The organism is Tenacibaculum profundi (assembly GCF_052050075.1).
Lineage (GTDB): Bacteria > Bacteroidota > Bacteroidia > Flavobacteriales > Flavobacteriaceae > Polaribacter.
The window spans coordinates 3004456-3016582 of record NZ_CP197225.1; the positions used below are offsets into that span (position 1 = coordinate 3004456).

12 protein-coding genes are annotated in these 12127 nt (G+C 30.5%); 2 read left to right on the forward strand and 10 right to left on the reverse strand.

What is annotated here, in order from left to right; genetic code table 11:
* Positions 1-25: 25 nt before the first annotated feature.
* Positions 26-3010: a reprolysin-like metallopeptidase gene (locus tag ACSIGE_RS12245; RefSeq protein WP_440880158.1), complete on the reverse strand. Its 2985-nt coding sequence runs from the start codon at positions 3008-3010 to the stop codon at positions 26-28.
* A 64-nt stretch (positions 3011-3074) separates the two neighbouring features.
* Between ACSIGE_RS12245 and lipB the strand changes: the two genes are divergently transcribed.
* A complete protein-coding gene (gene lipB / locus ACSIGE_RS12250) occupies positions 3075-3791 on the forward strand; it encodes a lipoyl(octanoyl) transferase LipB (protein WP_440880159.1) in 717 nt (238 codons plus the stop codon).
* A gap of 33 nt (positions 3792-3824) precedes the next feature.
* Here the strand turns inward: lipB and ACSIGE_RS12255 are convergent, their stop codons facing one another.
* From ACSIGE_RS12255 to rsgA, 5 genes are all read right to left on the reverse strand, one after another.
* The gene (locus ACSIGE_RS12255) at positions 3825-4469 is read right to left on the reverse strand and encodes a YceI family protein (RefSeq protein ID WP_440880160.1); all 645 of its coding nucleotides are present in this window, start codon (positions 4467-4469) and stop codon (positions 3825-3827) included.
* Positions 4470-4543: 74 nt separating this feature from the next.
* Positions 4544-5260, reverse strand: coding sequence for a tRNA threonylcarbamoyladenosine dehydratase (locus tag ACSIGE_RS12260; RefSeq protein WP_440880161.1), 717 nt, complete (start codon positions 5258-5260; stop codon positions 4544-4546).
* Positions 5257-5901, reverse strand: a complete 645-nt coding sequence (locus ACSIGE_RS12265) for a TatD family hydrolase (RefSeq protein WP_440880162.1) — start codon at positions 5899-5901, stop codon at positions 5257-5259. Before ACSIGE_RS12265 ends, ACSIGE_RS12260 begins: the two co-directional genes overlap by 4 nt.
* 1 nt (position 5902) lies before the next feature.
* On the reverse strand, positions 5903-6355 hold the full coding sequence (dtd, locus tag ACSIGE_RS12270) for a D-aminoacyl-tRNA deacylase (protein ID WP_440880163.1): 453 nt from the start codon (positions 6353-6355) through the stop codon (positions 5903-5905).
* Between the two features lie 30 nt (positions 6356-6385).
* Entirely contained in the window at positions 6386-7327 is a 942-nt protein-coding gene (gene rsgA / locus ACSIGE_RS12275) for a ribosome small subunit-dependent GTPase A (protein WP_440880164.1), read from the reverse strand.
* A 219-nt stretch (positions 7328-7546) separates the two neighbouring features.
* Between rsgA and ACSIGE_RS12280 the strand changes: the two genes are divergently transcribed.
* Entirely contained in the window at positions 7547-7999 is a 453-nt protein-coding gene (locus tag ACSIGE_RS12280; protein ID WP_440880165.1) for a hypothetical protein, read from the forward strand.
* Between the two features lie 78 nt (positions 8000-8077).
* On the opposite strand, the gene ACSIGE_RS12285 is transcribed toward ACSIGE_RS12280, so the two are convergent.
* From ACSIGE_RS12285 to ACSIGE_RS12300, 4 genes are read right to left on the reverse strand one after another with little or no spacing between them, the layout of a single operon-like run.
* A complete protein-coding gene (locus ACSIGE_RS12285) occupies positions 8078-9178 on the reverse strand; it encodes a chorismate mutase (protein ID WP_440880166.1) in 1101 nt (366 codons plus the stop codon).
* 11 nt (positions 9179-9189) lie between these two features.
* A complete protein-coding gene (locus ACSIGE_RS12290) occupies positions 9190-10047 on the reverse strand; it encodes a prephenate dehydrogenase (RefSeq protein ID WP_440880167.1) in 858 nt (285 codons plus the stop codon).
* A complete protein-coding gene (locus ACSIGE_RS12295) occupies positions 10048-11190 on the reverse strand; it encodes a pyridoxal phosphate-dependent aminotransferase (RefSeq protein ID WP_440880168.1) in 1143 nt (380 codons plus the stop codon). It lies immediately after the preceding gene.
* A complete protein-coding gene (locus ACSIGE_RS12300) occupies positions 11187-12011 on the reverse strand; it encodes a prephenate dehydratase (RefSeq protein WP_440880169.1) in 825 nt (274 codons plus the stop codon). The genes ACSIGE_RS12295 and ACSIGE_RS12300 overlap by 4 nt, the downstream gene beginning before the upstream one ends.
* Positions 12012-12127 lie beyond the last annotated feature (116 nt).

Below are 12127 nucleotides of genomic sequence, written 5' to 3' on the forward strand. Positions count from 1 at the left end.
TAAGAAATTAGATTTCTTGAGGTTGTTAATTAATCATTAGCTTTTGCATTGTTCTATATTTCCCATTTTGGATTTCTAAAAGATAAACTCCTTTACTCACGGAATTAAAATAGATATATTCTGAAAATTGCTTTGATTTTTCATTAAAGCTACTTTTATCTATTAGTCTGCCTCTTAAGTCATATAAATTCAAATAAATTTGAGAAGGATCTTTTTTTTCAAAGGACAGTTTGAAATTACCGTCTGAAGGGTTCGGGAACAGTCTAAACTTATTAAAAACGAAATCTTTTGTGGAAGCAGTGGGCTCATCAATTATTATTGTATAATCTTCTACCTCACCATCAAAATTTGTTTCACAAGGCAAGGGAATTTCATCTCCTTGATATTTTGTTGAAACCCTCATTGTAGTACTTCCAAGAATAGCATTGCTTGGTATTGTTATTTCAAGAGGACTATTACTTGTCGCTCCGTTGGCACTATTAAATGTTTGTCCTAAATCATATTTTTCGTTTTCTTCTAATACGCAATTTTGATTCCAATCAAACCATACATATGTTGCAGTAGTAAAACTACCGTCTGTATTCGCATTTACAGTTAGTAGATATGAAGATTCTTTGTTTACATTTGTAGAAATAGACTTGAAATCACTGTAGCCATCAACATCTTTACTAGAAGTTTCGTTTTGAATAGTATTAAATTTAACAAATGTTGTTGCAGAGTCATATGTTAAGCTTCCATTAGATAAGCATAAAGTATTAGCAATATTAATTTTAAGTTCTAAATTTCTCTGTACCGAATTGGAATTCGCGTTAAGTGTCATTATATATTGATCAGGTGTCACATTATTAAGACCTGCCAGAGTTACTTTAATGGTACCATTTGACCGTATTGAAGATGGGGTTATATTCACTTGTGCTCCATTTGGAGCGTTAGAAACGGATAGATTAACAGTTTCGTTAAATCCATTAATTGCAATATAATTAATATCAAATGTAAAGCTAGAGGTAGCTGTATTGCAAATAGCGGCATCCCCAGTATTATTTTTTAGTACGTAAGTTGGAGTTGAATTAATTAAAAATTTTGAAGTTATATTATAAAAAATATTGTCGGCAGCTTCGATCATTAAAACAGCTTCATCCGTATCAGGAACAGAGGCAGGAATCATTATTGTCTCTGCCCCATCATTATCAATATTCGTAGCTAAATCAATATCAAAAGACGTACCTCCATTAGTAGATAATTTAATATTCACTTTTTGACAATTAATGGGAGAAGTGTTAGTTTGACCAACAACCCAATTGATAGTTCTTACACTATTTTGGGCCCAGTAGTTCTGATCCTCTATTGTAAAAGGAGGTGCATCTACTACAGATACTTTAATATCATCCCTTGCAAAGGCTCCAGCTCCAGAATTATTATCTCTTACCGTAAATGAGAAATTCATTTCTCTTGGTACCGAGGGTAATACTTCCCATGTATTGGAGTTACTACTATTTAGAATTGTTTCAAAACTAGGGAAATACCTGTAAGGAACGTTTTTTGAAGGCAAAGATCTAAACAATGGACCGCCCGAATTTGTAGCCAAAGGAGGCATTGTAGCTATTTCTGTATCGATTTGTTCCCAGTTATATGTTAAACCTGAGTTACCATCAGTATCTGTTCCAATACCCTTTAAAATGAAAGGTGTTGATTTAGGAATTGACACATTATTGCCAGCGTTTGCAGTCGGAGGAGTATTATTCGTATTTGTTTCTATTGCACAAGAACCATTAGATAAAATAGTATTCCACATTTGTTCAATACTTATAGAATGAAAGTAAGCATCACTATTGTTTTGTATATTTGGAGAGCATATGCCTGCATAAGCCATAATTGTAGAGCCACTTCCAGGTTCAACAGCATTTTCACTAGATCTATTTCCAGTGCAGGAATTATTAAATGTATGAGAGGCACCAAACTGATGTCCAATTTCATGAGCGACAAAATCAATGTCATATGGGTCATTTATGGGTTCTGATTGTCCTGTTACACCTTCAGCTTTTCTACTTGAACTGCAAATAACACCAACACCAGCTAGTCCGCCTGCTCCAGTACTGAAAGTATGACCAATATCGTAATTTGCTGAACCAATATTTGAATCACAAACTACTTGACTTTGATCGATGAGAGTATCAGCATCATCATTGTCTAAATTATCAGTTTGAGGATCTAAGAAAATTAGTTTATCGTTATCATTTACAATAATCATTCTTACTGACAAGTCTCTTTCATAAATTTGATTAACTCTCGCTATTGTTGTATTCATGGCAGAGAGTACAGCTGCTTTTTTATCATTATCTGAGGCATTGGAAGGTATGTTTTGATTTGTTAAATGAAATTGAGAATATTCTCCGGTGCTAGCGATGGCAATTTTAAAAGTTCTTAATATTCCATCACTGTTACTCCTTTTTTTAGAGTGACTTGAAGTGGTTCTGTCAAATTTTAGTCTATTTTTATTTGTTATTTTGCATTGAGGTTGATTTTTATGGTTTTCAATATCGCTTTTTCGATAACCAATGAATGTTTTGTTGTCTTTTGTATAAGGATCTATATACAAGGATTCTTTGTTTGAATATGAGATAAGAAAATGTAGACCGTCAGACCCAATAGTTATTTTTGTTTTAATATTAGGATTATCTATACCTTTCCCAGTGTATGTTTTAATATTCGGATATTTTTTAGCCAATCTCTCCTGAAGTATAGGGGTTTCTTTTATACTAAATCTTATTTTTTTTCCTTGGCTATCAGGAAGTATCACGGTATTTTTTGAAAAGCTACTAGATTCTATTTTTTCTTTAAACTTGTTAATGTTAAGAGAGAATAATTGATAGTCTTTTAAAGTTTCTTTTCTTGGATAAATTTCGGATTTTCTCAATTGTTTACTTTTTTCTATTTTTTTCCAGTAATTTTGTGCATTAATGATGCCAATTGAAGCTAATAAAAGTAACAATGTTGCGAATTTTTTCTTCATGTTTTTTGTTTCAATCTAATTTAAAAGAGTGTTTCAATCAGGAAATGGGTCTAAAGTTAAAACTATGAATAAATATATTTATTTGAAAGATTTATTAAAAAAAGATTTTAAAGAAGTATGGGATTTACAGACTTCCTTGTTAGACAGTATTGTACAAAAGAAAAAAGAAAAAAGAAATTCTAGTAACAAAGAAATTGTAACCCCGAATTATTTCTTATTTGTTGAACATCCTCACGTATACACTCTTGGGAAATCTGGTGACCTCAGTAATTTATTATTAAATGAAGATCAATTAAAAAATAAGTCGGTAACTTTTTATAAAATAAATAGAGGAGGGGACATTACATATCACGGTCCTGGTCAAATTGTAGGGTATCCAATTTTAGATTTAGAAAATTTTTTTACAGATATTCATAAATATTTAAGACTCTTAGAAGAGGCAATTATTTTAACACTTGCAGATTACAATATTAAGTCTGAAAGGAGTGAAGGTGAAACAGGTGTCTGGCTAGATGTAGGAACTCCTTTTGCAAGAAAAATTTGTGCGATGGGAATAAGGGCCAGCAGATGGGTTACAATGCATGGTTTTGCGTTAAATGTAAATACGGATCTTGGCTACTTTGATCATATCATACCTTGTGGAATAAGGGGGAAGGCGGTTACCTCAATGCATGTAGAACTCGGAAAAAAAATTGAAGAGGAGGAGGTTAAGAAAAAAATATTAAAATATTTTAAAGATTTATTTAAGGTGGAAGAATTTATAAAAAAAGAGGTTGAATAACAACCTCCTTTTTTTAATTATAGATTAACTTACTTATTTTAAAGCTTCGATCTCGATAGACATTTCCATTAAATCATTAATGAATTTATCCTTAAGGGCTGCATCAAATTTTTTTGAACTGTAAGTAATACCAAAATCTGTTCTATCGATGCTAAAAGTATCGCTTTTCAAAGTGGCAACTCCATCATTTTCTGTTACTGTCATTGGAATTGTAATACTTTTAGTAATATCTTTTAAGGTTAAATTTCCAGTAACATTAATTTTACCTTCATTTTCTTCAGAGCTTACTATTTTAAAACTAGCAGTAGAAAATTTATCAACGTCGAAAAAGTCAACACTTTTTAAATGACTTTCTAGTTTTTCTTTGCCATTTTCAGCTTGTAAGTCAGCACATGAAATAGTATTCATGTCTATTGTAAACTCTCCAGTTTTAAGAGTGTTATTTTCTATATTAAAAAAACCATTTTTTATCAAAACTGCGCCATTGTGAGTTCCTGTTGGTTTTGAACCTTTCCAGTTTACTACTGATTTTGAAACATCAACTTTATAAGAGCTATTAACCTCTTCAGCTTTTTCAACTTCTTTAACTTCCTCCTTTACTTCAACTTTATTTTTTTCATTTTTACATGCTACAACAGTAAAAGCTGCTAAAGCCATTGATAGAATTAATTTTTTCATGATATAGGTTTTTAATAATTAAGTTTTTATTTTTAATTTAGAACAAATATAAATAAAAACAGTTTTAATACTTGTTATTTTTTATTTATCAGCTGATTAATAACATATGAAGCAGCCTGCAGACCAAACGCAGCTGGCATATAACTTATTGTACCGTAATAAGATTTTTTGAAGTTTGTTCCATCTGTTAGTTTTAAGCTTTCCGGAATTTGAATTTCATCTGAGTAAACAGCTTTAATACCTTTGTCTACTTTTCTTTCTTTTAGCCTTTTTTTTAAGTTTTTCGCCATTTTGCAGTTTTTAGTTTTACTGATGTCTTTAACTTTTATTTTTGATGCATCTAGCTTTCCTCCGGCTCCCATAGAGCTTATAAGCTTTACCTTTTTTCTTCTTGCAGCAACAATAAGGTTTACTTTTGGAGTTATACTATCAATACAATCGATAACATAATCAAAATTTGGCGATACAATTTCAAAAGCTTTTTCAGGCGATATGAATTCTTCTATTACTTTTAATTTGATGTTAGAGTTAATATCTTTTATTCTTTCTGCCATTATAAAAGCTTTTGATTTTCCTATAGTGCTATTTAATGCTGGTAGTTGGCGATTCTTGTTTGTCTCATCAAAAATATCACCATCGACAATTGTTAATTTATTAACTCCAGCTCTAACTATGAATTCTGCTGCAAACGAGCCAACACCACCTAAACCAACGATTAATATATTGGCATTTTTAATTTTTTTCAAGCCTTCTGTACCAACCAATAACTCAGTGCGTTCTAACCAACTCATAATGTGAAAATTTTATTAAAGTTTTTATTTATCTGTTCTATAACAGAGTTAATGTTTTGTTTTTTTATAGTAGCAAAAGTATTGTAAATATCAATAATAGATTTTTTTGAACTATCACTTTCTAGTAAAATTTTTGAAGAGTCAATTTCTTTAACAATCAGTTGAAGATTTTTATTTACACTAAGAGCATTACCGAAAGATAAAAAGATGTTATTTTTAATTAAATCATTCGCTATTTGATGATTTTTATTAAATCCATGGATTATCCACGGCTGTTTTGGGTTAAGCATTTTCTTTAAATTAATTATGTCATTATAAGCTCTGACACAATGAATAATTAATGGTTTATTATGTTTTTCAGATATTTTAATATGCTTCTTAAAAACACTAAGTTGTGTTTTATATTCTGTTGTAGCTAATTTGTCTAAACCGCATTCTCCTATTGCTAAACAGTTTTTTAGGTTTATTTTTTTTTGTAAAAATTGAAATTCTTTTTCTAGTTCCTCTTGAGAAATAAATCTAGGATGAATACCTACAGAAAAGTACTGATTAGAAGATACGTCTTTAGGGTATTCATTTACAATTGAAATTATATTTTTTTGACGTTTTGGGAAGTGGGTGTGGACATCAAAAAAAGACATATTAATTCTTGTTTTTTGAGTCAATTATTATAGTTACTGGACCATCGTTTATAAGAGCTACTTTCATATCTGCCCCAAATTTTCCTGTTTGAACCTTTCTACCTATTTCATTTTCCATCTGTTGAATGAATTTTTTGTAGAGGGGAATAGCTATATCTGGTTTCGCTGCTCTAATATAACTAGGACGATTCCCTTTTTTTGTAGAGGCATGCAAGGTGAATTGACTTACAATGATAATATTACTTTTTTTATCAATTAGGGATAGGTTCATAACACCATTAGCATCATCAAAAATTCGAAGGTTAGAAATTTTTTTAGACAACCATTCTATGTCTTCTAAAATATCATCATTTGCTATTCCTAGTAAAACCAATAATCCATCATTAATTTTAGCGACTCGTTCTCCATCGATAGTCACGCTTGCTTTCGTGACTCTTTGTATTACTGCTTTCATTATTTTATAAAGCTATGTTATATGCTGTGTTTATTTCCAAATATCTGTTCTGTAATTCTCTTCCTCTCCCTCTATAATTTGCAAGTAGCTTTTATACCTTGACCAAGAAATCTTTTCATCTTCAAGAGCTTTTTTAACAGCACATTTTGGTTCATTTAGATGTATACAATTATTGAATTTACAGTTTTCTTTTAGTTTGAAAAATTCTGGGAAATAATCACCTAATTCATCTTTTTCCATATCTACAACACCAAATCCTTTTATTCCAGGTGTATCTATAATTTTAGCTCCAAAACCAAGCTCGAACATTTCGGCAAAAGTGGTTGTGTGTTGTCCCTGCTTGTGTTGTTCGGAAATTTCTTTGGTTTTTAGTTGTAATAAGGGTTCTATAGCATTCACTAATGTTGTTTTTCCAACACCAGAATGACCTGCAAACATGCTTACTTTATTTTTCATAAGTTCTTTGATGAGGTCGATATTCGTTTGTTTTATTGCAGACACTTCAATGCATTGATAACCAATGGTTTCATAGATATCTTTTAAATATAAAACTTCGGCTTTTTCATCAATTTCAAATGTGTCAATTTTATTGAAAATTAAAATAACGTTAATAGAGTAAGCTTCAGCTGTAATTAAGAATCGGTCAATAAATGTTGTTAAGGTAGGAGGGTTATTAATTGTTATAATCAGAAATACTTGATCAATATTTGCAGCAATTATATGAGTTTGTTTAGAAAGGTTAACTGACTTACGAATAATGTAGTTTTTACGATCTATAATTTTAGTTATAACACCTGTCTCTTCATCCGTTTTAATTTCAAGTTTAAATTCTACTTTATCTCCTACTGCAATCGGATTCGTACTTTTTATGCCTTTGATTCTAAATTTTCCTTTAATCCTACACCTGTAAAGATTTTTCTCAGATTTTACCAAATACCAACTTCCTGTTGATTTATATACGATTCCAGTCATAAAACAAAGATGAGAATAAAAAATGAATGTAAGGTGTTTATTTTTATTTTGAATTTTTAGCAATTAACTATTTTAACAGGATAGGTGAGTGGTAAATGTTAAGTTTTTTAGTTAATGTAATATTTTTATAGTCAGTTTAATTTGTTAATATTTTGATTGGGCAGTATTATAGTTCTAATCTTAAAAGCACTAGATTTGTTTATTAAATTATTTTACAAAATGAAAAAACTATTATTTGCGCAAATTTTATTTGTTTTTGTTTCATTATCTACCTACGCTCAAAAGTATGAATATAAGATTATTACTACTGTTGAGTCTATTATTCCAAGTGGATTAGGAAGGTCTAGAATAATATCTTCAAATGAAGATAGAAATTACAAAGACTTTACCACTGAAAGATCTGAGGAGGGAGATTCAAGAAATAAGTCTGAAAGATCTAAAATTAGGGTAAAGAATTTTGAAGAAACAAAATTACTTAACTTCTTCAATCTTGGAGGTATTAGATTTCAAAATATTGTGGCTAATGATGCAGTAATTTCTTCTAAAATCAACACTATGATCGATGAGGGTTGGGATTTAGCTTTTGTTAATAGTGGTACGGAAAGTTATGGAGGTAAAGGTGATAAAAATGGAATTTTTATCACAAGGTTTATTTTTAAGAGACTTAAGTAATAAAACTAATAAAGGCTGTCTTGTTTTAAATTTAGACAGCCTTTAAATAACAGTATTGTTTATTTCAGGTAGCTGTTGTTAAACACTTTCTTTTTTTAAGTTTTTTATGATTTTTTCCTGATGATTAATACTTTCTTGGTGTATTGCTTTAAACATTTTTAAAACAAATTCTTCACTTAAATCTCTGTCTTTTCCTTCAAGTATCATATTACCTAGAATTTCATTCCATCGTTTCGATTGCAATACAGCAACATTTCTTTCTTTTTTAAGTTGACCAATTTTACCTGAAACTTTCATTCGTTTTCCAAGAATATCAATTAGCTGATTGTCCATTACATTAATTTGTGCTCTAAGATTTTCAAGATTTTCCTTATAACTTTCATCAGTCGTTGTTTCTTTTCGTACCCTTAAATTTACCATAATTTGTTTTAGTGAATTAGGTGTCACTTGCTGAGCTGCATCACTCCATGCGTTATCAGGATCAACATGTGTTTCAATCATAAGTCCGTCAAAATTCAAATCTAATGCTGTTTGGGAAACATCAAAAATCATTTCTCTATTTCCTGTAATATGAGATGGATCGCAAATTAAAGGTAGGTCAGGAAATTTATTTTGAAATTCAACAGCAATTTGCCATTCAGGAATATTACGATACTTTGATTTTTCATAAGTAGAGAACCCTCTATGAATTGCCCCTAATTTTTTAATTCCTTTTGAATAAAGTCTTTCAATACCTCCAAGCCATAATGCTAAATCTGGATTAACAGGATTTTTTACTAAAACAATTTTGTCAGTTCCCTCAAGTGCTTCTGCTATTTCTTGCATTATAAAAGGACTTACGGTTGATCTAGCTCCTATCCAAAGTAAATCAATATCATTTTCAATTGCTAGTTTTACGTGGTTAGCATTTGCTACTTCTGTACAGGTTTTCATTCCTGTTTCTTCTTTAACACGATGCATCCACTTCAACCCTAAAGCACCTACACCTTCAAAATTTCCAGGGCGGGTTCTTGGTTTCCATATTCCAGCTCTAAAATAGTTTACATCAGAGTTCTTTAGCTCGTGTGCTATTTGTAATACTTGATCTTCAGTCTCGGCGCTACAAGGTCCAGCTATTACCAAAGGGTGAGACAACTTCATGTTATCTAACCATGTTCTGAGTTGTTTAGAATTTTTCATGTATTGTTCTTTTAGGCATTTGAAAGAATACCGTTTAAAATTTGTTTTATGTGATTTGTATTTTGCATTTCTGCATGAATTTGATCGAAATTATTTTTCTCCATAAGTTCTTTAAAGTTTTGTAAGTTTAATATATATTCTTCAAGGATTTCAATAACATTTACCTTGTTTTGTTTGAATATTGGAGTCCACATTTCAGGTGAGCTTTTAGCTAAACGAACTGTTGAGGCAAAACCACTGCCAGCCATATCAAAAATATCGCGTTCGTTTTTTTCTTTTTCGATAACTGTTTTTCCTAACATAAATGAGCTTATATGTGATAAGTGCGAAACATAAGCAATATGTTTGTCATGTGATCTAGGGTCCATATAGCGAATACGCATACCAATTTTTGTAAAAATAGAGAGCGCTTTTTCTTGAAGTTTAAAAGCTGTTTTTTCTACTTCACAAATAATGTTAGTCTTCCCTCGATACAGGTCTTTAATTGCAGCTTTTGGTCCTGAAAACTCTGTTCCAGCAATAGGGTGAGAAGCCAAAAAATTTCTTCTTTTTGGATGATTTTCTACGCTTTTACAGATATCAACTTTCGTAGAACCTACATCGATAACAACAGCATCTTCAGAAATTAGATCAAGTACATCTTTGATCAGATTTAAGGATGTGTCAACAGGAACAGAGATAATTATTACATCAGCATTATTTAAAGACTCTAGAGATGTTTTTTTTTGAATAATACCAAGCTCAAGAGCTTCATTTAAATGATTCTCGTTGGTGTCAATTCCAAAAATAGTAGCGTCTTTAAATTCTTTCTGAATATCAATAGCTAAACTACCACCGATTAGTCCTAAACCTATAATATATACTTTCATCTAAAATCTTGTTATAGCTTCTTTTATTTTAGTTTCTGATAGACATAATGAAAAACGTATGTACCCTTCTCCTTGACTTCCAAAAATACTTCCTGGAGCCACAAAAATATTTTTATCATAAAGTAAGTGGTCAACCATACTTTCTGACGACTTTCCATTTTGTAATTTAGCCCATACAAACATGCCAATTGCATTTTTATCATACTTACAGTTTAAAATATCGGACAGTTCAAAAATTAATTTTTGTCGCCTTTTATATATTTCATTTTGCTCAGAAAACCAATTTTCTTTTAATTCAAGCGCCTTAATAGCTCCTTTTTGAATTCCATAGAACATGCCTGAATCCATTTGAGTTTTTACTTTTAGTATTTCGTTTACAAAAGATGGGTTACCTATCAATTTACCTACTCTCCATCCTGCCATATTAAATGACTTACTTAAAGAGTTTAATTCTAAAGCAACATTCTTTGCACCTTCAATCTGAAAAATACTTTGAGGTTTTTTGTTAAGAATAAAACTATAAGGATTATCATTTACAATGATAATTTTATGTTTTTTACCAAAAAGAACTAGCTGCTTTAGAGTTTCTTCTTTTGCTTTCGCTCCAGTGGGCATATGTGGGTAATTAACCCACATTAGTTTAACTCTTTTTAAGTCTAATTTCTCTAGTTCGATAAAATTTGGTTGCCATCCATCATCTGATTTTAAATTGTAGAAAATAGGCTCCGCACCAACTAATTTGGTAACGGAACTATAAGTTGGGTAGCCTGGATTTGGTATTAACACATGATCCCCTTCATTTAAAAAAGCTAAAGAAATATGCATAATTCCTTCTTTACTTCCCATTAAAGGTAGTATTTCCTTTTGAGGGTCTATTGTTACGTTATACTTTTTTTTATAAAAGCTTGCAATTGCATCACGAAATTCAGGAAGTCCTTGATAACTTTGATATTTGTGTGCATTTTCTTCTGTTAGACTATTTTGAATAGCATTTATAACAGCTTTAGGTGGGTGCATATCTGGGCTTCCGATTCCCATATTAATTATTGGTTTCCCTTCTGATGTCAGTTGGTTTACTTCTCTTAATTTTTTTGAAAAGTAGTATTCTTGAACGGTTTTTAAACGATTGGCGGCTATTATCATATTCTTCCGTTTTTATATTCACCTAATATTTTGAAGTTATTAGCCATTATCTCAATAATTGATTTGGCTTTAATATAATTTTCATATCGTTTGAAAGTTACATCAACAAAAAAAGCATATTTCCAAGGTGTTTCTACTATGGGAAGTGATTGTATTTTAGTTAAGTTCAATTGACAATCGCTCATTACATTTAAAACAGTAGCAAGACTTCCTCTTTGATGTTCTAATTCAAAACGTAATGAGGCTTTATTTATTTGTTTGATATTGTTAATTGGTTTTTCGATTTGCAGAATAACAAATCTTGTCTCATTATTTTTTATCGTTTGTATTTCATCTTCTAGTATTTTTAAATTAAAAATTTCGGCAGCTATTTTAGGTGCAATAGCTGCAACTCCATTTAGTTTTTGATGTTTAATCGTTTTCGCAACAGCAGAAGTATCAACATCTTCTACTAACTTAATGAAAGGGTGTTTTTTAAAGAACTCTTTACATTGCAGTAGAGCCATTGGATGAGAGCAAACTTCTTTGATATCGGTCAGCTTTTGACCAGGTAATGCCATAAGATGATGATGGATAGGTAAATAGTATTCTCCTGTTATGTTTAGGTTATATTTGTCAATTAAGGCGTAATTAGGAATAATAGATCCGGCTATGGTGTTTTCAATTGCCATAACAGCTTCATCTGATTCCTTTTGTAAAAGACTGTCAGTGAGAGCATCAAAGGATAAACATTCATTAATGAAGATTTCATTATTGTAATGTTTCTTTGCCACTATATGGTGGTTGCTTCCTTGTATTCCTTGAATGGCTATTTTTTTCATTATAAAGCAAAAAAAAGTCTCGATTACATCGAGACTTTATATTTAAAATTATTATTTCTGTTTTAACAATATGATATAAAGTCTCTCCTTTTACTAAAAAAGTAAAAGTAAAAATA

Bases quoted from the DNA above. Each gene is read 5' to 3' on its own strand.
- ACSIGE_RS12280 (WP_440880165.1), top strand. From the start codon at position 7,547: ATGAAAAAACTATTATTTGCGCAAATTTTATTTGTTTTTGTTTCATTA.
- ACSIGE_RS12285 (WP_440880166.1), bottom strand. From the start codon at position 9,178: ATGAAAAATTCTAAACAACTCAGAACATGGTTAGATAACATGAAGTTG.
- dtd (WP_440880163.1), bottom strand. From the start codon at position 6,355: ATGAAAGCAGTAATACAAAGAGTCACGAAAGCAAGCGTGACTATCGAT.
- ACSIGE_RS12245 (WP_440880158.1), bottom strand. From the start codon at position 3,010: ATGAAGAAAAAATTCGCAACATTGTTACTTTTATTAGCTTCAATTGGC.
- rsgA (WP_440880164.1), bottom strand. From the start codon at position 7,327: ATGACTGGAATCGTATATAAATCAACAGGAAGTTGGTATTTGGTAAAA.
- ACSIGE_RS12300 (WP_440880169.1), bottom strand. From the start codon at position 12,011: ATGAAAAAAATAGCCATTCAAGGAATACAAGGAAGCAACCACCATATA.
- ACSIGE_RS12255 (WP_440880160.1), bottom strand. From the start codon at position 4,469: ATGAAAAAATTAATTCTATCAATGGCTTTAGCAGCTTTTACTGTTGTA.
- ACSIGE_RS12290 (WP_440880167.1), bottom strand. From the start codon at position 10,047: ATGAAAGTATATATTATAGGTTTAGGACTAATCGGTGGTAGTTTAGCT.
- ACSIGE_RS12295 (WP_440880168.1), bottom strand. From the start codon at position 11,190: ATGATAATAGCCGCCAATCGTTTAAAAACCGTTCAAGAATACTACTTT.
- ACSIGE_RS12260 (WP_440880161.1), bottom strand. From the start codon at position 5,260: ATGAGTTGGTTAGAACGCACTGAGTTATTGGTTGGTACAGAAGGCTTG.
- lipB (WP_440880159.1), top strand. From the start codon at position 3,075: ATGAATAAATATATTTATTTGAAAGATTTATTAAAAAAAGATTTTAAA.
- ACSIGE_RS12265 (WP_440880162.1), bottom strand. From the start codon at position 5,901: ATGTCTTTTTTTGATGTCCACACCCACTTCCCAAAACGTCAAAAAAAT.